Annotated in this window: 23 protein-coding genes; 18 read left to right on the top strand and 5 right to left on the bottom strand. The window is 36.5% G+C overall.

Annotated features, from left to right (window positions below; genetic code table 11):
• The first annotated feature begins 188 nt into the window (after positions 1–188).
• Positions 189–1,208: a MoeB/ThiF family adenylyltransferase gene (locus EJF36_RS14135; RefSeq protein WP_125906938.1), complete on the top strand. Its 1,020-nt coding sequence runs from the start codon at positions 189–191 to the stop codon at positions 1,206–1,208.
• A gap of 57 nt (positions 1,209–1,265) precedes the next feature.
• On the opposite strand, the gene EJF36_RS14130 is transcribed toward EJF36_RS14135, so the two are convergent.
• The gene (locus EJF36_RS14130; protein ID WP_185806920.1) at positions 1,266–1,709 is read right to left on the bottom strand and encodes a cyclic nucleotide-binding domain-containing protein; all 444 of its coding nucleotides are present in this window, start codon (positions 1,707–1,709) and stop codon (positions 1,266–1,268) included.
• Positions 1,710–2,181: 472 nt separating this feature from the next.
• Between EJF36_RS14130 and EJF36_RS14125 the strand changes: the two genes are divergently transcribed.
• On the top strand, positions 2,182–3,981 hold the full coding sequence (locus EJF36_RS14125; protein ID WP_125906936.1) for a M3 family oligoendopeptidase: 1,800 nt from the start codon (positions 2,182–2,184) through the stop codon (positions 3,979–3,981).
• Between the two features lie 230 nt (positions 3,982–4,211).
• On the opposite strand, the gene EJF36_RS14120 is transcribed toward EJF36_RS14125, so the two are convergent.
• Complete coding sequence (locus EJF36_RS14120) at positions 4,212–4,349, bottom strand: sporulation histidine kinase inhibitor Sda (RefSeq protein ID WP_125908391.1); 138 nt, start codon at positions 4,347–4,349, stop codon at positions 4,212–4,214.
• Positions 4,350–4,741: 392 nt separating this feature from the next.
• Between EJF36_RS14120 and EJF36_RS14115 the strand changes: the two genes are divergently transcribed.
• The 8 genes from EJF36_RS14115 to EJF36_RS14080 are packed head-to-tail and all read left to right on the top strand — an operon-like array spanning position 4,742 to position 9,771.
• Positions 4,742–5,257, top strand: a complete 516-nt coding sequence (locus EJF36_RS14115) for a YqeG family HAD IIIA-type phosphatase (protein ID WP_260471907.1) — start codon at positions 4,742–4,744, stop codon at positions 5,255–5,257.
• 4 nt (positions 5,258–5,261) lie between these two features.
• Positions 5,262–6,362 carry a ribosome biogenesis GTPase YqeH gene (gene yqeH / locus EJF36_RS14110; protein WP_125906934.1) on the top strand — a complete coding sequence of 367 codons (1,101 nt, stop codon included), beginning with the start codon at positions 5,262–5,264 and terminating at the stop codon, positions 6,360–6,362.
• Positions 6,363–6,385: 23 nt separating this feature from the next.
• The gene (gene aroE, locus EJF36_RS14105; protein WP_125906933.1) at positions 6,386–7,219 is read left to right on the top strand and encodes a shikimate dehydrogenase; all 834 of its coding nucleotides are present in this window, start codon (positions 6,386–6,388) and stop codon (positions 7,217–7,219) included.
• A 4-nt stretch (positions 7,220–7,223) separates the two neighbouring features.
• Positions 7,224–7,517 carry a ribosome assembly RNA-binding protein YhbY gene (gene yhbY, locus EJF36_RS14100; RefSeq protein ID WP_125906932.1) on the top strand — a complete coding sequence of 98 codons (294 nt, stop codon included), beginning with the start codon at positions 7,224–7,226 and terminating at the stop codon, positions 7,515–7,517.
• Positions 7,518–7,531: 14 nt separating this feature from the next.
• On the top strand, positions 7,532–8,098 hold the full coding sequence (locus tag EJF36_RS14095; protein ID WP_125906931.1) for a nicotinate-nucleotide adenylyltransferase: 567 nt from the start codon (positions 7,532–7,534) through the stop codon (positions 8,096–8,098).
• Positions 8,091–8,666: a bis(5'-nucleosyl)-tetraphosphatase (symmetrical) YqeK gene (gene yqeK / locus EJF36_RS14090; protein WP_125906930.1), complete on the top strand. Its 576-nt coding sequence runs from the start codon at positions 8,091–8,093 to the stop codon at positions 8,664–8,666. Before EJF36_RS14095 ends, yqeK begins: the two co-directional genes overlap by 8 nt.
• Complete coding sequence (rsfS, locus tag EJF36_RS14085) at positions 8,663–9,019, top strand: ribosome silencing factor (RefSeq protein ID WP_125906929.1); 357 nt, start codon at positions 8,663–8,665, stop codon at positions 9,017–9,019. Before yqeK ends, rsfS begins: the two co-directional genes overlap by 4 nt.
• Positions 9,016–9,771, top strand: coding sequence for a class I SAM-dependent DNA methyltransferase (locus EJF36_RS14080; RefSeq protein WP_125906928.1), 756 nt, complete (start codon positions 9,016–9,018; stop codon positions 9,769–9,771). Before rsfS ends, EJF36_RS14080 begins: the two co-directional genes overlap by 4 nt.
• Before the next feature lie 74 nt (positions 9,772–9,845).
• On the opposite strand, the gene comER is transcribed toward EJF36_RS14080, so the two are convergent.
• On the bottom strand, positions 9,846–10,676 hold the full coding sequence (gene comER / locus EJF36_RS14075) for a late competence protein ComER (RefSeq protein ID WP_125906927.1): 831 nt from the start codon (positions 10,674–10,676) through the stop codon (positions 9,846–9,848).
• Positions 10,677–10,782: 106 nt separating this feature from the next.
• Here comER and EJF36_RS14070 point away from each other — a divergent pair, with 106 nt between their 5' ends.
• The 3 genes from EJF36_RS14070 (at position 10,783) to EJF36_RS14060 (ending at position 14,118) form a co-directional block, all read left to right on the top strand.
• Positions 10,783–11,334, top strand: coding sequence for a helix-hairpin-helix domain-containing protein (locus tag EJF36_RS14070; RefSeq protein WP_125906926.1), 552 nt, complete (start codon positions 10,783–10,785; stop codon positions 11,332–11,334).
• Between the two features lie 67 nt (positions 11,335–11,401).
• Positions 11,402–11,821, top strand: coding sequence for a deoxycytidylate deaminase (locus tag EJF36_RS14065; RefSeq protein ID WP_125906925.1), 420 nt, complete (start codon positions 11,402–11,404; stop codon positions 11,819–11,821).
• A gap of 5 nt (positions 11,822–11,826) precedes the next feature.
• Positions 11,827–14,118, top strand: coding sequence for a DNA internalization-related competence protein ComEC/Rec2 (locus EJF36_RS14060; protein ID WP_125906924.1), 2,292 nt, complete (start codon positions 11,827–11,829; stop codon positions 14,116–14,118).
• 36 nt (positions 14,119–14,154) lie between these two features.
• Here the strand turns inward: EJF36_RS14060 and EJF36_RS14055 are convergent, their stop codons facing one another.
• Positions 14,155–14,286: a YqzM family protein gene (locus EJF36_RS14055; protein WP_125906923.1), complete on the bottom strand. Its 132-nt coding sequence runs from the start codon at positions 14,284–14,286 to the stop codon at positions 14,155–14,157.
• Positions 14,287–14,653: 367 nt separating this feature from the next.
• On the opposite strand from EJF36_RS14055, the gene holA reads away from it, so the two are divergent.
• The gene (gene holA, locus EJF36_RS14050) at positions 14,654–15,670 is read left to right on the top strand and encodes a DNA polymerase III subunit delta (protein WP_125906922.1); all 1,017 of its coding nucleotides are present in this window, start codon (positions 14,654–14,656) and stop codon (positions 15,668–15,670) included.
• A 282-nt stretch (positions 15,671–15,952) separates the two neighbouring features.
• Here the strand turns inward: holA and rpsT are convergent, their stop codons facing one another.
• Entirely contained in the window at positions 15,953–16,219 is a 267-nt protein-coding gene (gene rpsT, locus EJF36_RS14045) for a 30S ribosomal protein S20 (protein ID WP_125906921.1), read from the bottom strand.
• A gap of 306 nt (positions 16,220–16,525) precedes the next feature.
• Between rpsT and gpr the strand changes: the two genes are divergently transcribed.
• The 4 genes from gpr (at position 16,526) to lepA (ending at position 21,673) form a co-directional block, all read left to right on the top strand.
• Positions 16,526–17,644: a GPR endopeptidase gene (gene gpr / locus EJF36_RS14040; protein WP_125906920.1), complete on the top strand. Its 1,119-nt coding sequence runs from the start codon at positions 16,526–16,528 to the stop codon at positions 17,642–17,644.
• Positions 17,645–17,998: 354 nt separating this feature from the next.
• Complete coding sequence (gene spoIIP, locus EJF36_RS14035) at positions 17,999–19,189, top strand: stage II sporulation protein P (protein ID WP_125906919.1); 1,191 nt, start codon at positions 17,999–18,001, stop codon at positions 19,187–19,189.
• 20 nt (positions 19,190–19,209) lie between these two features.
• A complete protein-coding gene (locus tag EJF36_RS14030) occupies positions 19,210–19,569 on the top strand; it encodes a YqxA family protein (protein ID WP_125906918.1) in 360 nt (119 codons plus the stop codon).
• A 265-nt stretch (positions 19,570–19,834) separates the two neighbouring features.
• Entirely contained in the window at positions 19,835–21,673 is a 1,839-nt protein-coding gene (lepA, locus tag EJF36_RS14025; protein WP_125906917.1) for a translation elongation factor 4, read from the top strand.
• The last annotated feature ends 51 nt before the right edge of the window (positions 21,674–21,724 follow it).

The following is a 21,724-nucleotide window of genomic DNA, read 5'->3' as shown; positions in this document are numbered from 1 at the left end:
CTATTTGTTTGTATATACATGATAACGAATATCATTCTTACTGGTGGTGATTCAAATCACGGGGCGCATATTTGCAGGCTAAAGCAAGAGAGTAATTTTGTGCTTTTCTACGTTAAAAATCTCACTCTAAACAACAGTGTTGTTGTGTTAAGATATAGATGCAAAGTAGTGAGGAAGGATGAAAACAAATGCACGATCGTTATTCAAGACAGACATTATTTAATCATATAGGGCAAGAAGGACAATCCAATCTTAAAAAGGGACATGTACTATTAATCGGGGCGGGTGCACTTGGAACAGCTAATGCGGAGATGCTCGTTAGAGGTGGTATTGGTAAACTGACTATCGTTGATCGTGATTACGTGGAATGGAGCAACCTCCAAAGACAACAGTTATATAGTGAAGAGGATGCTGAGAATAGATTACCCAAGGTGGTCGCCGCTGCACAGCGCCTTAATAAACTGAATTCAGATGTAATTATTAATCCGATAATCAAGGATGTAGGGGTACAAGAATTAGAAGATTTAATTGCTGATGCTGATGTTATTCTTGATGCAACAGATAACTTCGAAACACGATTAATTATAAATGATGTTGCCATTAAGTTTAACAAGCCTTGGGTTTATGGGGCGTGTGTAGGAAGCTTTGGATTAATGTTTACCATTTTACCTAACGAAACCCCATGTTTACAGTGTTTGTTAGGGAAAGTGCCTTTACAAGGAATGACGTGTGACACGGTCGGTATTATTGCGCCCGCTGTACAAATGGTAGCAGCCCATCAAACAGCAGAGGTATTAAAAATTCTTGTAAAAGATTTTAAAGCATTAAATCGTAAACTAATTTCATTTGATTTATGGAAGAACTTATATACAGCTGTGAACGTTATAAAAATAAAATCAGAATCTTGTCCATCATGTGGAAACAATCGGACATACCCTAATATACAGTTCGAAAACCAAGTAAGGGCAGTTGCATTGTGTGGTCGAGACACTGTGCAAATTCGACCCCCACAATCACTTAACATTGAGCTTAGTAAATTGAATGATACATTTATAAAAAGTGGGTTTAAGACTGAACAGAATCCATATTTACTATCTGTATTGACTCCGCCTTATCGAATTGTTGTTTTTCGCGATGGACGTATGTTAGTTCACGGGACAAACGACCTTGCAAAAGCGAAAGCACTATATCACCGCTATATTGGATAAATGCAAAAATGGCTAATCACGTGTTGTGATCAGCCATTTCTTAATTTCTTCTTAAAATTACAATACTTTTTGAAAGATTAAGTTTTTATATGCATTAATTTCGCGCTGCATCATAGAAATAATATGCATATTTAATGATGGATAATGCTGCATAATACTCTCAAAGTCTTTCATAGAAATAGTGAGAACAGTGGTTGGTTCAATTGCCTTCGCAATTGTTTTAAACGGACTACTACCAAACAGTTCTTGAAGTGGATAAATATCTCCAGCATAAATGTTAAAAAGAGACTGTCCTACATCTGATTTAGATGTGGCATAAATTTGTATCGACCCAGATTCAACAAAGTATAATCTGTCAATGTTATCGTTTATATTGATTACATAGCTGTTTGCTTCGTATATTTCTCTCGTAAAAAAACTAGCTATAGTTTGGAGTTGGCTCGTATCTAAGCTAGAAAACAAGGAAAAATTCTTCAAGGTCCTTCCTAATAACCTTGTCATGAAAAACATCCTCCTTAACGGCTGATTTATATCTTCATAATACCGTTACAAATATAAATTTGCTGTGAGAATCATCATAGTTAATGGATTAAATTTTTTTAAGTAATATTATCACTATAGCAAGTAACAATACTTTTTAGCTCTAATAAAGTGAGTAACATTACGATTTTGTACATCCATTGAGAAGGAAAATGACATGTATGAATAGCTCTTATAGTTCCAAAAAAATATTTACTCCATAGTGTTAGATGGATGTTTTAGTCATATACAATAGTTATGACCGAATGAAAGAACACATTGTGTAACTCTTGTTTAACTGTGCAACATTATAATCTTTTATATAGAGAAAAGTCCATTATAAAGAGTACTCTTATAAAATATTTCGGGAATCTAAAAAACTTTTGTTGAAATTATTGAAATTTTTTTACTATAATACTATCATAATACCATACTATAAATAGGAGGGGCTTTTGTGACAGTAAAACAGTACAAAGAAACTTGGGACCTAGATTCAATATTCCCTGGAGGTAGTGAATCGCCTCAATTTGCTGCCCACTTACAGGAAGTTGATAAAGTTATAACGGAGCTTAGCGAACAAATTAGTAGCATGAAAATACCAAACGATGGAAGCCAATCGAATGAACTAGTTAGTGTGTTATCTACTTTTCAAACGGCAGCGAAAAAAGTAAGACAAGCAGGTGCTTTTGTTAGTTGTTTAGAAGCGCAAAATACGAAAGATATTAAGGCTAAGGCACATAGAAGTCGTGTGACAGCATTAAGTGCAAGTTTACAAACGGCTCTTTCAGAACTTGATGAAAAACTAACACAGATAAATGAGACGGTTTGGGAAAACTTATTATCAGCTAATGGATTGTCAGAAATTGCTTATATTTTAAATGAACGCCGCCGTCGTGCTACGGAAAAGCTTTCCGTGAAGGAAGAAAAACTAATTAATAGTTTAGCTATTGATGGCTATCATGCTTGGGGAAACCTTTATGATACGATAGTTTCTAGTATTCGCATTTCATTCGAAAGTGATGAGGGGATTAGTAAAGAGTATTCTGCTGGTCAAGCGGCTAATGTATTTAGCAGTGGAAACCGTAATCGTCGTGAAAAAATGTTTAGTAAATGGCAACAAGCATGGGATGAGAAGTCAGAGTTCTTTGCAACTGCTTTAAACCATCTTGCTGGTTTTCGTTTGCAAGTATACAAAGAGCGTGGTTGGAACTCTGTTTTACAAGAGCCATTAGATATAAATCGCATGAGCTCACAAACTCTTGATGCGATGTGGGAGGCAATTACAGCACACAAAGCTGTTTTTGTTAAGTATTTAAATCGAAAAGCTACACTATTGGGACAAGATAAGTTAGCTTGGTATGATCTAGGAGCACCTATTGCTTCTGCAGAATCAAAGGTTACATATCAGGAAGCGGCTGAATTTATTATTGATCAGTTTGCAAAATTCGGTCCGGAAATGGCCAGTTTTTCCAAGAAAGCATTTGAAGAAAGCTGGATTGAAGCAGAAGACCGTGATGGAAAGAGACCAGGAGGTTTTTGTACTAGTTTTCCAGAGAGTGAGCAATCACGTATATTCATGACATTCTCAGGTTCAGCTTCAAATGTTTCAACCTTAGCGCATGAGCTAGGGCATGCATTTCATGGGTTTGCCATGAGGGATGTGCACCCGTTAAATAGAAATTATGCAATGAATGTTGCTGAAACAGCTTCTACTTTTGCGGAAATGATTGTTGCTGATGCTGCTGTTAAACATGCTACTGATGAAGAAGAGCGTCTAGCATTGTTAGAGGATAAAATTCAACGATCGGTCGCATTTTATATGAACATTCATGCGCGTTTCTTATTCGAGACAAGGTTTTATGAGGAAAGAAAGCAAGGCGTAGTTAGTACAGAACGTCTAAATGATTTGATGGTAGAGGCGCAAAAAGAGGCCTATGTTGATGCGTTAAGTGAGTATGATCCAACATTTTGGTCGTCAAAACTTCATTTTTATATTACTGGTGTACCGTTTTACAATTTCCCATATACATTTGGTTATTTATTCTCGCTAGGTATTTATGCAAGAGCATTAGAGAGTGGGGCAGAATTTGAGGATCAATATATTGCACTACTAAAGGATACTGCATCTATGACTGTGGAGGACTTAGCAAACAAGCATCTTGGTGTTGACTTAACACAGCGTGAGTTTTGGGAAAGTGCAGTGAAAGTAACGGTAACAGATGTTGAAGAGTTTTTAAAGCTAACGGAAAAATAACAGCTGCATAATATAGACATAAACAGTAACAATTTAATAAAATTTACGAAAAGACTGATTCAGCATTGAATCAGTCTTTTCGTAATGATAGGGTCTTATATTGTATTTGGCTGCAGCTCTGAGTGTCATGTTATTCCCAACTACAGCTATGAGGACCGAAAGTAGAGTTAGTAGTAGTTTTTAGTGTAATTAGAAGTATGTAATGTGAAGACGGTTCCTTATAATGAAGCTTATGATGCTAAAATCACGTGTGTTAGTCGACGTCGACGAATTTCACTAGCAATTAACTCGATGAATTCATCACTTAATTTTAACTCAAGTGCTTTGTAATAAGATTCAATGAGAAGCTCGTCTGATAATTTTCTCATAGTACGTGGCGTATCGCCGTTCACCTCTTTTTTAAATGTAATGACGAATATTAATAAATTTATTAGCATATATTAGTAATTTCTTTGGTGTATTTTTACTCTAACACGATTTTATTTGCAGAACAACCGTTCTAATTATCCACATGGTGCAGTGGATAAGTTGTGTGTAACTTGTTAATATTGTTAAGAAGTGTAGAATTTTCAATGTGTGTATTGTGAATAAGTTTATCCACAGGTGTTGAAATTTATTAATCTTTGTCGAAAAGTTTTTTAAAATACGGTAAAAATAAGAATAAATAAACGAATCTTGTCGATTATACTTCCTTCTCTTAAGAGTTTCCGTTAAGATGTTATAATGGTAGCGAAAAGATTCAAAAATGAGGTGTACATACTTGTTAAAGCTATTTTTACCTGATGAACATGTAAATTCTATATTTGATATTGACCCAATAAAACTAAAGGACCGGGGTATAAAAGGTATTATTACTGACCTTGACAATACGCTGGTGGAATGGGATCGACCTGATGCGACTCCGGAGCTAATTGCGTGGTTTAAGAAAGTACAGCAACAAGGGATTTTACTTACAATTGTTTCAAATAATAACGAAAAGCGTGTAAAAGACTTTGCCGACCCGTTAGGAACACCGTTCATTTATGAGGCGAGAAAGCCGATGGGACGAGCATTTAGACGGGCTCTAACTGACATGAAACTTCGTGGTAATGAGGTTGTTGTTATAGGTGATCAAATATTAACTGATGTACTTGGTGGAAATCGCAGTGGATTGCATACTATTCTAGTTGTACCCGTGTCACAATCAGATGGCGTCATGACAAGAATAAACCGATCTATTGAAAGAAAGCTGTTTGCGTGGATGAAACGTAAAGGGATGCTGTATTGGGAGGAATAATACATTGGAAGAGAAATTAATTTGTGCTGGGTGCGGAGTACCTATTCAAACTAATGACGAAAAGGAAATTGGTTTCGCTCCAGCTTCAGCTCTTAATAAGGAAACAATTATATGTCAGAGATGTTTTCGCTTAAAACACTATAATGAGATACAAGATGTATCACTAACAGATGATGACTTTCTAAAAATCTTGAATGGTTTAGGCCAAAGCAACGGTTTAATTGTTAAGATTGTTGATATTTTTGATTTTAACGGTAGTTGGTTACCAGGCTTACATCGTTTCGTTGGAAATAATCCTATTTTATTAATTGGAAACAAAGCTGATTTATTGCCTAGGTCTGTCAAGAGTTCAAAAGTCATTCAATGGATGCGTCGTGCTGCTAAGGAATTAGGTTTAAAGCCTATAGATGTGCTATTAGTGAGTGCAGACAAAAAGCAAGGCTTAGATGAAGCGATTCAAGCAATAGAGTACTATCGAAAAGAACAGGATGTTTACGTAGTTGGCTGTACAAATGTAGGGAAATCAACATTTATTAATGCTATCATACAACGTGTGTCAGGGGAAAAGGATGTAATTACAACCTCTCATTTTCCGGGAACAACGTTAGATTTAATTGAAATTCCTCTTGATGATGATAAAGCCATCTATGATACACCAGGGATAATAAATCATCACCAAATGGCGCACTATGTAAATAAAAATGAATTAAAAATTATAACTCCGCGCTCAGAAATAAAACCTAAAGTTTTTCAATTAAATGAGCGACAGACGTTGTTCTTTGGTGGCGTAGCACGTTTTGATTACGTAGCAGGGGGAAGACGAGCACTTATTTGTCACGTATCAAATCAACTAATCATTCACCGCACAAAGCTTGAAAAAGCGGATGAACTGTATAATCGTCAGAAGGGAGAGTTGTTAACACCACCTGGCAAAGAAGATATAGATAAGTTTCCACCACTGGTTGCTCATAACTTTTCAATAAAAGAAGAAAAAACAGATATTGTTTTTTCAGGATTAGGTTGGGTTACAGTAGAGGCTGGCGCACAGGTTGTTGCACACGTCCCTAAAGGTGTTAGTGTCATTACGCGTCCTTCGTTAATCTAGCGAAGTAAATGGGGGGAACGTCTATGAAAAAATTGTATGGTGTTATAGGGGCGCCGATTGCTCACTCTTTATCACCTGTTATGCATAATGATATGTTTCAAGCATTACATATTGATGCATATTACCATGCTTTTAAAGTGGAAAAACACAAGCTAGCTTCAGCTGTTGAAGGCTTAAAGGCTTTAAATGTAGCGGGATTTAATGTAACGATTCCACATAAAGTAGCTATTCTACCTTTGTTGGATGAAGTTGATGAAGTAGCTCAGCAAATTGGTGCTGTCAACACTGTTGTGAACGACGCTGGGAGGCTTATCGGATATAATACAGATGGACAAGGGTTCTTTGTTGGGCTTCGTAATTTAGATACACAAATACTTTCCAAAAAAATTCTTATTATAGGAGCAGGAGGGGCCGCTCGAGCTATTTATATAACGTTCGCTCATTTAGGAGCAACCTCTATAGATATATGTAATAGAACTATTGATAATGCTAGGGAGATTATTGATAGTGACTCTCATAGAATATTATCAAAAGCATTGACTATTCAAGAAGCGGAAGTTGCATTGGAGCAATATGACGTTATTATTAATACGACTTCGGTTGGCATGCATCCCAATATAGACGCTTCCCCTTTATCACTACATAATTTGAAGCTACCTTCTATTGTGAGTGATATAATATATAATCCATTTCAAACAAAGCTTTTGCGTGAGGCAAAAGAAAGAGGTGCCACTGTCCAAAATGGCATCCCTATGTTTATCCAACAAGGTGCACTTGCTTTTGAAAAATGGACAGGTCACAAACCAGATACGGATAGAATGGCACAGGTTGTCATAAGAGCTCTAGGAGGTAAATAAACTCATGTTAACAGGAAAACAAAAAAGATATTTACGTGCAGAGGCACATCATTTAACACCGATCTTTCAAGTTGGAAAAGGCGGTGTTTCAGAAAATATGATTAAACAAATAAGCGATGCTTTAGAAGCAAGAGAACTTCTAAAGGTTAGTGTATTACAAAACTGTGAAGAAGACCGTGATGAAGTAGCACAAAGCTTAAGTGAGGGTGCAGAGGCGGAACTTGTTCAAGTTATAGGAAACACAATTGTCCTTTATAAAGAGTCACGCGAAAATAAAAAGTTAAATTTACCTAAGTAACGGTTGTGATTTTTATGAGAAAAATTGGTATTTTAGGGGGTACATTTGATCCTCCCCATTTTGGTCATTTGCTAATGGCAGCCGAGGTTAGGAGTGCACTTTCTCTTGAGGAAGTGTGGTTTATGCCAAATAATATACCACCTCATAAAGTAGGAGTACCGGTGGCGACAAATGATGAACGTGTAAAAATGCTAGAGCTAGCTATTAAAAATTACTCTGCATTTCGTGTTGAAACAATCGAGCTTTTACGACAAGGCAAATCATTTACATACGATACGTTGTGTGAATTGATTTCTTTACATCCGGGAGTAGATTTTCATTTTATTATTGGGGCGGATATGGTAGAATACTTACCCAATTGGTATAAAGTGGATGAGTTATTTGATTTAATAACTTTTGTGGCAGTCAAAAGGCCGGGTTACACGGTAGCTACTGAATACCCGGTGTTAGAGGTTGATGCTCCCTTGTTTGATGTGTCATCATCTATGTTACGCAGACGTTTTAAAAATAGGGAAAATACAACCTTCTTATTACCAGGAGAAGTGGAAGACTTTATAAAGGAGAAGGACTTGTATGGATAGAACGGAAGCGTTACATATCGTAAAACAGCAACTTACGGACCACCGATATCAACATACGTTAGGTGTGGTTGAGTCAGCAATTGAATTGGCACAAAGATATGGTGTGGATGAAAAACAGGCAGAATTAGCTGCCATTTTTCATGACTATGCAAAATATCGATCAAAAAAAGAAATGCGCAAAATTGTTGTCGAACAACAAATGGATGAACAATTACTATTTCATTCATCAGAGTTGTTACATGCGCCGGTAGGTGCCTATTTAGTCGAAAAAGAAGTAGGAATAAGCGACACATCTGTTTTATCTGCCATAAAATATCATACATCTGGAAGAGCAAATATGACGATGCTAGAAAAAGTTATTTATGTGGCTGACTATATTGAGCCAGGCAGGCAGTTTCCAGGTGTGGAAGAAGCAAGGGATTTAGCAAAGCAATCTATCCACGCAGTTTTACACTATGCTGTGACACAAACAATTCTGTACTTGTTAAAGAAAGACCAAGCTATATATCCAGATACGTTAGCTTTATATAATGATTTAATTATAAATCACAAGGAGGACATTTCATGATTGAACGTGAAAAATTGACTTTAGCTGTTAAGACAGTAGATGATAAAAGAGCTGAGGATATTGTTATTCTCAATATGAAAGGTGTGTCCCTAATTGCGGATTACTTTGTAATATGTCATGGAGGATCAGACCGTCAAGTACAAGCAATCGCAAATGAGCTAAAAGATAAAGCATCGGAGCAAGGTATTAACGTAAAAAGAATGGAAGGATATGACGAAGCTCGATGGATTTTAATTGATTTAGGTGACGTTATTGTTCATGTGTTCCATAAAGAAGAGCGTGGCTATTATAATTTAGAGAGATTATGGGGCGATGCTTCTCGTGAAAATGTATCAGAGTTGCTGCAAGCATGAGTTATAACAAATTCGCCTATATTTATGATTTACTCATGAATGAAGTACCTTATGAAAGTTGGGCGAGCTACTTAAAACAACAACTTTCTCGTTATTACACAGAAAAGGAAAATGAAATGTTACAAATCCTTGAACTTGGCTGTGGCACAGGCGAATTGCTAACTATTCTGTCACGTGATAAATACAACTTAACGGGTATAGATCTATCTGCTGATATGCTTACTGTAGCTTCACAAAAGTTACAAGAGAACGGATTATCTAATGTGTCACTTTATGAACAAGACATGACGAACTTCGAACTCCACACAAACTTTGATTGTATTATAATTTTTTGTGACTCATTAAATTATATTACTGATGAGCAAAACGTACAGGCCACTTTTAAACAAGTATATAAGCATTTACAGCCTGGTGGTTTGTTTTTATTTGATGTGCATTCCTCGCACAAAATAGAGCATATTTTAACGGACGGTGTGTTTGCGGATACAAATGACGAAGCGTCATATATTTGGCATTGTTATGCGGGGGACCTACCTTTGATGGTTGAACATGATTTAACATTCTTTATACAGCGTGAAAACGGCTTATATGAACGTTTTGAAGAGTATCATGTTCAGCGAACATTTGAGGTGGGAGCATTTCAAACGTGGCTTCAAGAAGAAGGCTTTGAAATGCTTCAAGTGTCAGGTGACTTTAGCGATACCTTAACGGACAATGATGAACGAATATTCTTTTGTGCTCGGAAAAAATAAAAATAATAAGAGTCAAGAAATGTTCAAAATTCTTGACTCTTTTTTAGTGGTTGTTTTGTACAATATAGGTAGTACTAGTCCTCATATGGCTGGAACTGATGTGAAACTTCATTAAGATCTTCTCTATACTTTCTGTGTGTAGCTTGAAAAAGATGGTTAAATACTGGACCGAGTTCTTGTTCAAGCACTTTTATTCCTTCACCTGTTATACCGCCTTTTACACACACCTTCTCCTGTAATGTAGAGAGTGTAAACACTTCTTTTTCTAACAACTTTCCAAAACCAATCATCATACCACTTACAAGTGAAGTAGCGGTTTCGGTTGAAATTTTTGTCTCCGCTACAGCTGCTCGAATAAAATCCTGAAGTATAAAACTAATAAATGCTGGTCCACAGCTTACTATATCTGAGGATACCCTAGTAATGTCATTTTCAATTTCAATGGTCGTTGAAATTTGTGAGAAAAGTCCATTTACATAATCTTTAGTTTGTTGTTTACATCTGTTTCCGAATGTGAGAAGTGAGACGCCGGCTAAGGCCCGATTTGTAATGCTAGGAATGGCTCGAACCACTTGACAATTGACAGCCGATTCAAGCTGTTCCACCGATATCGGACTTGTAATTGATACAATTGTTTTTTCAGGGACAAGTTCTTCTGCAATAGAAGCAAGTAATGGATTTATATCAAGTGGCTTTGTACATACGAAAATAATATCAGCTAACTGTGCCACTTCTTTGGGACTCGCTACAACTTGTATATCTGGGTATGCCTGTTGAAGTGTATATGCTTTTTGAATCGTTCGATTAGTAATAATCAAATTGGATGGTGCTACAGCTAACGACTCAATAAAGGCTTCAAGAATAATTGTGCCCATGTTTCCTGTTCCGATAATTCCGATTTTCAATGGTCCCCCTCCTTTTTGATTTGTCTCTCATACACCATATGACTAGATATTAAAAATTATGATATGAATATGGAGGTGTTTGTTAGTGAGGAGTACTAGGCTGATAATGGTGCTAATTGTTATTGGTTTAGCGTTTATTATTTACTTCGCATTTTTTTCAAAACAAGATGCCGGTGAGTATGCTTTAATACAAGCAGAAACTATGGATGAAACACAATTTACATCTGATACTTTAGTAACTGAAATAGAGAAAATTTTTGTTGACATAAAGGGCGCTGTGAAACATCCAGGAGTATATGAAGTGACATCTGAAAGCAGAGTAATAGATATTGTAAGGATTGCTGAGGGATTCACAGAAAAGGCTGACGAAAATTACGTAAATTTAGCACAACGTGTTCATGACGAAATGGTTATTTATGTGCCTGAAAAAGGAGAATCATCCGATTATATTCAAGAAAAATCTGATAAAGTCTCTCTAAATTATGCAGACGTGAAGCGATTAATGACACTACCCGGAGTTGGTCAAGTAAAGGCAGAGGCAATAGTAGATTATCGGAATGTAAATGGTCCTTTTGGTACTTTAGAAGAATTGTTGAATGTTAATGGTATTGGGGAAAAAACATTTGAGCAGCTTAAAGATTACATTACATTATATTAAAAATCACGTTGCGGAAGCTGTCGAAACAGAGTAAACTTATAAAAAAATATAGGGGGAAGAGAATGATATGACGCGTAAAAGCTGGGATGAGTATTTTTTAGATATCGCAAGTGCAGTTGCAACAAGATCAACATGTCCGCGCCTTAATGTTGGTTGTGTGGTAGTAAAAGATAAGCATATCGTATCAACAGGCTATAATGGTTCTATTCATGGTCATGAGCACTGTGAAGAGGTTGGATGTCTCATTAACGAGCAAGGACGCTGTATACGTACACTTCATGCAGAAGAGAATGCGGTCATACACGCTGAGCGTCATGACCTAAGAGGTGCTACGGCATATGTCACTCATGAACCATGTGAAAAGTGCGCAAAGACACTGGCGCAAGCAGGTATTATACGAATAGTGTATCGTGACAGTTATCCAAACCCATACAACGAGTTATTTTTGAAAAATATAGAAGTTGTTCATATGCCGCTAGTAAGGTAAGTAATATGAGAGGATATGTAATTTATTTAACTCTCGCCGTGTGTGTGAGTATATGGGCAACGTATAATCCGTCCTTTTTACCCATATGTGCTGCTATATTGTTGCTTTTATTTATAAAATGGCGGCTTCCTAAAAAAGCCGCTTTATGTATTATTATAGCTATTTTAATTAGTGTCGGATACATGACCTTACAAGAGGATGGTCATGTAACAAAGTTGGATGAGAAAACAACTTTTATAACTGGCATTGTGTATTCTGTTCCGGAAAATCAATCAAACTCCATTTCATTTGTTATAAAAGATAGTTATACAAAAGAAAAGCTAATGTATAGGTTTTATACTCAAAGTGAAAATGAACATGAGAGTATAAAAAAATTAGTATCAACAGGTAATATTTGTGAGTTTAAAGGTTCTTTGAAACCTCCAAGTAATTCTCGAAATCCTAATAGCTTTAATTATCGCGAATATTTATATCATCAGTCAATATATTGGGAATTTATCGGAACCTCTCTACCTTCATCATGTTACCCTTCCTCTCATAATATTCATTTCTTAATTCTTTCGGCAAGACAGCATGCAATCTCACATATACATAGTGTGTTCTCGGAAGAAGTGGCCCCAATTATACAAGCTTTGCTATTTGGTTATCGAGAGAATCTAGCTAAAGAAACTATTAATGCGTATGAAGCTTTAGGCATTGTCCATATTTTGGCGATATCAGGGCTACACATTAACATTATTTTCGGCGTAAGCTTTTATGCAATGATTCGTATTGGTGCAACAAGGCAAAACGCAGCCGTTATTTTATGTTTTCTCTTGCCAGTTTATGCAGCTTTAGCTGGTGGAGCTCCGTCGGTGTTACGAGCTACTATAATGATGATGCTGGTTTTATTAAGTTACATTACAAAGCAAAAGTGGTTTACAGTGCTCGACAGTGTTAGTATTGCATGTTTGATTATTCTTGTTAACAACCCGTATACCCTTTTTCAAATCGGGTTTCAGCTGTCGTTTGTTGTTACCATTTGTTTAATTTTAACTATGTCATCTGTTAAATGTAAGCATCCCTTCGTTATACTCCTCTACGTGTCTGCTATTGCTCAGATCAGTTCATTGCCAATAATAACGTTCTATTTTTATAAAATATCGTTAATTTCCCTTCTCATGAACATGATTTTTGTGCCAATATTCTCTTTGCTTATTTTGCCTATAAGTTGGATTAGTTTTATAGTGAGCTTTGTTCATCCTTTTTTAGGAAACTTAATAGCTTTGTTGCTCCAACTTATTTTATATGGTAGCAATATTTTATTATTTAAGGCTGTTCAAGTTCCAGGTATTAATGTGGTGCTGGGCAAACCGTATATGGCTGTCATATTTGCATATGGGTTTTGTATTATTTATCTATTTGTGTGTATTGAACAAAATAATACAAAGAAATCCATATGCGGAGTGTTATTGCTAGTTACTTTGCTGACAATTCATGCTAATCAATACAAATTAAATCCTTTTGGATATGTATATATGCTTGATGTTGGGCAAGGAGATTGCATTGTAATATCTTTGCCGTATCGTAAAGCAGTGTATGTACTTGATACGGGAGGTTCGTTAGCATTTACTCAAGCAAGATCAGACTTTGATGTTGGGGAAAAGATCGTTACGCCTTTTTTACAATCAATTGGTGTGCGAAAAATTGATAAACTTATCATTTCTCACGGAGATTATGATCATGCAGGCTCATATTCATCTATTATGAAATGTTTTAAGGTCGAAACAGTATTAATAGGGGAGACCGCGCAGTATTCAGTACTTGAACAAAATATTATTCATGACGCATCGTTTGTAGAAATCGGAGGTGCAGGCGATTATTGGAAAGTGGGAAATAATTCGTTTGTTATTTTAGCTCCATTCGGGACCGAGCAAGATGAAAATGAGGGATCTCTCGTCATATATGCAACTTTAGGAGGGAAGGCTTGGTTGTTTACAGGAGATATCCCTGAAAGTCAAGAAAAAGCGTTGCTTCAGCATTATCCCTTGCTACGAGCAGATGTGTTGAAGGTTGCTCATCATGGCAGTAAAACCTCTACCAGTGCCGCTTTTTTAGAGCGGATAATGCCAACGTATGCTTTAATATCGGTTGGACGTCATAACTTGTATAATCATCCAAACAGGGATGTTCTTAAGAGGCTAAGGAATAGTGACACTACAATACTAAGGACTGATCTAAATGGTGCTATAGTGTATCGATATGTACGTAAAAAAGGTGTTTTTTTCTGGATGAATGATAAAGAGGCTACAAACTAGGTAGCCTCTTTTCCGTTCATCATATGTAGGATGTGTTTAACCAAGAAGTTTAATAACAGTTGCGATAATAAATAACGTTGTGAAAAATCCGAATGATACAATAAAACCAACACCAGAATCTACAGCGTCATTTCGTTTACTTTGGACATTTTTTTCAAATTCGTTCACACATACCCCTCCTGTTTCATATTAAGTATAAGTGAAATAAGTGAAAAAATAAAGAATTTGTTACGGATAAATGTCCTTTACCGGTTAGTTTATGATATGTATTACTACTTATTCCTTTGTATTGGAATGTTTCCTTTGTTGACAAGAGTTGTCACAAATAGTTCTTATTTTGTAACGCACAATATAGTTACGAGCAACAAGAACGAATTGCTCGTAAAAAAAAGCGGCAAACGATATAATCGTTGGTACGTATGATACCCGGGACGTATGTATCAATGTTTAAATAAACAGGGAATTGATTTTCTATGGTCAATTCCCTTTTCTGTTGGTACAATATTTGTAAGAAGAAATAATAGAGGAGCACATCATGATTAAAGTATCAAAAAAACAGTTGTCATCATTATACTTCTTATATGGAAAAGATGAATTTCTTTTACATGAAAGTGAAAAGAAAATTATTCAGGCATCTTTATCAGCAGAAGAAAAAGAACTCAATTTAGCTATATATGACATGGACGAAACACCTGTGCAAGTAGCTGTTGAGGATGCGGAAACCTTGCCGTTTTTTGGGGAAAGACGCGTTGTTATCATACGTAATCCGTATTTCTTAACTGCTGAAAAGAAAAAAGAAAAGCTTGAACATAATATTCAAGTCTTAGAACAATACATACAAACACCTTCTCCATTCACCATTGTTATTATTGTAGCCCCGTATGAGAAGCTTGATGAACGGAAAAAGATTGTTAAAGCTTTAAAGAAACAAGCTGTTTTGTATGAAGCGAAGCCGATGCAGGAACGTGATATGATTCATTGGGTAGAGGATAAGTTAAGTCATAACAATATACAAGCTGAAAAACAAGCGCTATCACTTTTACTTGAGATGACAGGTGGTGATATGGCGTTAATTGCAAATGAGGTCGATAAGCTTTCTTTATATTTAGGAGAACAAGGTATTTTAACGTCAAGCATTGTTAAGCAACTTGTAGCTCGAACTCTAGAGCAGGACATATTTACACTCATCAATGAAGTGGTACATCTCAGACTTCCTCATGCTTTAGAAATTTTTTATGATTTACTTCGCCGCAATGAAAAACCATTTATAATTTTACTCATGATTGCAGGGCAGTTTCGCTTAATTTTTCAAGTGAAGACATTAGCGAAAGCAGGATACGGACAAGCACAAATTGCTTCTAAGTTACGGGTGCATCCGTTTAGGGTCAAGCTAGCTGCCGAGCAAAGTCATCAATTCTCTGAACAACAATTACAGCAAATTATTCAGCATTTGGCAGAGGCAGACTATAATATGAAAACAGGTGCAATGGATGAACAAGTTATAGTAGAATTATTTTTAATGAAGCTTGCAAATAGAAGCGCAGTTAGCTAGTAATTATAGCTATCTGTGTTTTTTTTGTAGAGGTGAGATCTGTATAAACCGGAGATTTTAAGCGCAGGTGCTTTTAGTTGTGTTTACTTATTATTTTTATTAGAAGGCTATGTTAAACGTGCTATACGGTATCACGTAGCGTAGCGAAAAACAACACACAGGTTTAACATACATATACATCTATGCAAGCATATGAATAGTTGAAATAGAAGATATCCACAGTTATTTAAGAGTAGAACCTATAAGAAAAGAAAAAAAACGACCATGTGCTGGTCGTTTTTATTATACTGTAGGGTTGTTCAATTTTTTAGCTAAACGAGATTTTTGACGACTAGCCATGTTTTTATGAATTAAGCCCTTTTGTGCAGCTTTGTCAAGCTTACTAGCAGCAACAACGTAAGCTGTTTTTGCGTTTTCTAAATCGTTAGTGTTTACTAAAGCTTCAAAGTTTTTAACAGCTGTACGCATAGCAGACTTTACAGTAGTGTTATGTGCACGACGCTCGTTATTTTGCTTTGTACGTTTAATAGCAGATTTAATATTTGGCATGTTTTTCACCTCCCAATATGGTTATCCAAATCGAGTATACATGGTTTAGCTTCGTTTTTAACTAAAGCTCCATTTGTCTTTTTGGTGTGCTTGCTTTGAAGCAACATATAATGCTTCAAGCATATCTTTTTTATGTATTTTGATTTCTATATTTGATCAAAATACATTTTTACAGAACAAGAAACATTCTATCAAACGTTAACGACTTTTTCAATAGCAAGATTAACAATTGAACGTATATGCATGTTTTTATTTATTTTAGGTCATACTAATCAACAAAAAGTGGCAAATGAGGAGGGGATTTCCTTGAGTAATCAAGTAGATCTAAGTGTTTATAATGTGCGAACTGATTTAGCGATCGAAGCCCATGAGATGGCTGTTGATATGAAAGCGAAAGTTAGTAAACAGCAAACAAAAGCAGTGGAAGGCGTCATTATTAAAGAGCGAGATGAAGAGGGTATTAAAGTCTCGACTGTGAAAATAACGGCTGAAGGTGCAAATGTTATTGGGAAAAAAGAAGGGAATTATTTAACACTAGAAGTACAAGGAATTCGACAACAAGATACAGAGCTTCAACAAAAAGTTGAGCATGTTTTTGCTAAAGAAATTAGAAAGTTTATTCAACAGCTTGGTATTAACGATAATGCGAGCTGTTTAATAGTGGGCTTAGGAAATTGGAACGTGACACCAGATGCTCTTGGCCCGATGGCTGTGGAAAATTTATTAATTACTAAGCACTTATTTGATTTGCAGCCTGAGCGAGTAGATCGAGATTTTCGACCAGTTAGTGCAATCGCTCCAGGTGTGATGGGTATTACAGGTATTGAAACAAGTGACATTATTAGAGGTGTTATTGATAAAAGTAAACCTGATTTTGTCATAGCTATTGATGCGTTAGCAGCTAGAAACCTTGAGAGAGTTAACTCAACTATCCAAGTGTCTGATACAGGGATACATCCCGGATCTGGAGTGGGCAATAAACGAAAAGAGCTTAGTCAAGAAACATTGGGGATTCCTGTTATCGCCATTGGTATTCCCACCGTTGTAGACGCTGTAGCTATTACTAGCGATACAATTGATTACATTTTAAAGCATTTTGGTAGAGAAACTAAGGAAGGTCAAAAGCCATCTAATTCTTTGACTCCAGCGGGAATGACGTTTGGTGAGAAGCGTGTGCTCACAGATGAAGATTTACCAGATGAAACAGAAAAGCAAACATATTTAGGAATCATAGGTACATTAACAGAGCAAGAAAAGCGGCGATTAATACACGAAGTCTTGTCACCACTTGGGCACAACTTAATGGTTACACCAAAAGAAGTGGATACATTTATTGAAGATATGGCAAATGTAGTTGCTTCTGGTCTTAATGTTGCGCTTCATCGGGAGATTGATGATGACAACTATGGTATGTATACGCATTAATCATTATGTCGCGTTGTCGACACTAGACCGTTCAAGCCGTCAGAAGTCCTGACATCCAGAAAACACAAGCCCGCATTTTAAAGCTAATAAAGACGACACACTTGGACACCAACACTTTAAACATTCACATCCTTTGAAAGGGCGTATGGTCGTAAAGCGCGACGTGTTGTCGGCAGGCATAAACTATTGGGCATATATAATAGGTGTCGTACTTTCAAGTTCTGCTCTTTTTCTCGTTGTTGCCTTTAAGAGTATTTGATTCAGAGATTATATTAATAGGCTTAGTAGAGTGGTTCTACTTTCTCTAGTTTATTCATAGAGTGTAATAGAGGGACTGGAGAAAGGAATGATAGGATGAAACATAGATTACAATCGCGGTTAATTTGGTATGATGTTAGCCTAACGAGAGGAGTTTTCCTCATCGTTATAGGTATGTTTTTTATGATTTCATTAGCAAGTACCATGGCGCTTGTTCAACTGAATCAGCAAATTAAGCCATTGAAATCGATCATCCATACGATTTCCATTGATCGGTTTGTGCAAGTAGTTGGCTTAGAAAATAGATATTTAGCTTCGCAAATTCCTAAGAGGGAAGAAAACTCTATTAGTGATGTGTTAGTAGAGATTGCTACTAGTATAAACCCAAAAGATCCTCGTAGCTTTCTTGGGAATGAATTACCTGGCTTTAGTTTGTTTGATGGAAAGATTCTTGTAGCTGGTGAAGGTACAGATTATACTACCATGCCATATGAATCAGCACCACCTTTAGAAGTAATTATGGCTGAACGTGAAGCGTCACTAGATGCGATTACACCAGAACCACCTCCATCTCAACAGCCAGTAACACCTAGTCAAACGACGGATGGGAAAGATGTCGTGTTTATATATCATACACATACGCGTGAATCGTACTTTCCACATTTGAAAAATGTTGATACTTCCAATGCCAATAATGCGTTTCATGATGAAGTGAATGTAACAGCAGTAGGGAAAAAGCTGCAAGAGGAGCTTGTTGAACGTGGAATTGGTACTCAATTAGATACAACAGATGTGATGGAGCAATTACTTAATAAAGGTTGGGAGTATTCGAGTGCATACAAGCAATCGAGGTCAGTGTTAGAGGCGGCCCTAACAAAAAACCGTGATATTCATTATGTTATTGATATTCATAGAGATGGATTTCGTAAAGATAAAACCACAGTTACAATCAATAATAAACCGTATGCTAGACTTGCTTTTATCGTAGGTGGGGAAAATCCGAATTATGAAAAGAATACTGCAATTGCAAAGAGGCTACATGAATTGTTAGAAGAAAAATATCCCGGGCTTAGCCGAGGAATTATTGAAAAAGCTGGACAAGGAACAAATGGTGTATTTAATCAAGATTTATCAAATAACGCGCTTTTAGTCGAATTTGGTGGCGTAGACAATAATTTTGAAGAATTGTATCGGTCAGCGGAAGCTTTTGCTGATGTATTTAGTGAGTTTTACTGGCAAGCCGAAATGGTATATGTACCACAAAATAGTGATCAAAGTAAAAGTTAACGACATAAGGAGACGAGGCTATGGTGAAGTTTTTATTAAAGACCTTACTCGTTGTTACTATATTATTTGTCGGAGTTATTTTAGGCATGCAGCAAGCCAATGTTGGGTTGAAAAAGATGAAGGGTTATGATGACCCTACTTTACAGAGTGCTTTACGAGTGGAGTTAAACAACAATGGTGATTATGAAGCCAATGTACTTGGGCGGCAAATTACAAGTCATGATATATCTGAAAAAAAACAACAGTTAGAAGAAATGCGTGCGTTTAATTTTTTTTCTATGCTTGGCAAAAAGCTTTCTGCCATCATGACAAATGCTTTTCAAGCTGTTGGTAACTTATTAGCATCACTTTTTGAAATACTTGTAAATAAAATCACATAAAAATCTTGAACGAGAAATCCGTTCCTTTAGGTGTGGGAATATCACAATTGGAAAAAGAGTAGAGGTTTATATATTGGATATACAATAACAGCATTTTATGAACTTGTATCTCTAAAATACCGTACAAAATAAACTGGCTTCTCTTCTAGTTAGAGGCCGGTTTATTGTTTATATTATTTACGTACCTGTTTTCATTGAATCTTGATATGGAGACTGCTATAATCAATGCTAGTATGTTTTGCCCATTAGTAGGAGTGATTGTAAAATGAGTAATCGTGAAGCACGATTAAAACGACAAGAAAAAATACGTAACTTTTCAATTATAGCTCATATAGACCATGGTAAATCAACACTAGCTGATCGTATTTTAGAAAAAACATCTGCTCTCACACAACGTGAGATGAAGAATCAGTTGCTTGATTCAATGGATTTAGAGCGTGAACGCGGTATTACTATCAAATTAAATGCAGTGCAGTTAAAGTACAAAGCTAAAGATGGAGAAGAATACATTTTTCATTTAATAGATACACCGGGGCATGTCGACTTCACTTATGAAGTATCCCGTAGCTTAGCGGCTTGTGAAGGAGCTGTGCTAGTTGTAGATGCTGCACAAGGTATTGAAGCGCAAACGTTAGCTAATGTGTATTTAGCATTAGACAACGATTTAGAAATATTACCTGTAATTAATAAAATCGATTTACCGGCTGCAGAGCCAGAGCGAGTACGTCAAGAGATTGAAGATGTCATTGGTTTAGATGCGTCTGAAGCAGTATTGGCCTCAGCAAAAGCTGGGATTGGTATTGAAGAAATTTTAGAACAAGTTGTGCAGAAGGTTCCAGCGCCTACAGGCGACCCTGAAGCGCCACTAAAAGCTTTGATCTTCGATTCGTTGTATGACCCTTACCGTGGGGTAGTAGCTTATATTCGTGTAGTCGAAGGTACTGTTAAAATTGGCGACAAAGTAAAAATGATGGCAACAGGTAAAGAGTTTGAAGTAACAGAATTGGGAGTATTCACGCCAAAAGCATTGTTACAAGATGAATTGACTGTTGGTGACGTTGGATTTTTAACAGCCTCAATTAAAAATGTGTCTGATACACGTGTGGGGGATACTATTACAAGTGCCTACAAGGGTGCAACAGAACCGTTGCCGGGATATCGTAAATTAAACCCAATGGTATTCTGTGGATTGTATCCAATTGATACTGCCAAATACAACGATTTGCGTGACGCTCTAGAAAAGCTAGAGTTGAATGATGCCGCACTGCAGTTTGAGCCTGAAACGTCACAAGCGTTAGGCTTTGGTTTCAGATGTGGATTCCTTGGGTTATTGCATATGGAAATCATCCAAGAGCGAATCGAACGCGAATTCAAAATCGACTTAATCACAACAGCTCCAAGTGTTATTTATAATATCTTCTTAACCGATGGCGAGGAGTTGCGTGTAGATAATCCGTCGAATATGCCGGATCCTCAGAAAATTGAAAGAGTTGAAGAACCGTATGTTAAAGCGACTATGATGGTGCCTAATGATTATGTAGGTGCTGTCATGGAGTTGTGTCAAAATAAACGTGGTAATTTTATCAATATGCAATATCTAGATGCTAATCGCGTGAGTATTATATACGACATGCCGCTTTCAGAAATAGTCTATGACTTTTTTGATCAGCTTAAATCAAGCACAAAAGGCTATGCATCGTTTGATTATGAACTAATCGGCTATAAGCCATCTAAGCTTGTGAAAATGGATATTCTGTTAAATGCTGAAAAAGTGGATGCACTTTCATTTATTGTTCACAGAGATGCAGCGTATGATCGTGGGAAAGTTATTGTTGATAAACTTAAGGAGTTAATCCCACGTCAACAATTTGAGGTGCCAATACAAGCAGCGATTGGACAAAAAATTGTGGCGCGTTCTACGATTAAATCGATGGGTAAAAATGTTCTTGCGAAATGTTACGGCGGTGACATTTCTCGTAAACGTAAGCTTTTAGAAAAGCAAAAAGAAGGTAAAAAGCGTATGAAATCTGTTGGTTCGGTCGAAGTGCCGCAAGAAGCGTTCATGGCTGTATTGCGAATGGATGATAATAACTCAAACAAGTAAAGTATTCTATTAACAAACCGCAGAACATGGTTTCTGCGGTTTTTCATCATT

The sequence above is a fragment of the Bacillus sp. HMF5848 genome (genome assembly GCF_003944835.1).
In the GTDB taxonomy this organism is placed as follows: domain Bacteria; phylum Bacillota; class Bacilli; order Bacillales; family HMF5848; genus HMF5848.
This window is presented reverse-complemented; position numbering and strand designations above follow the sequence as displayed.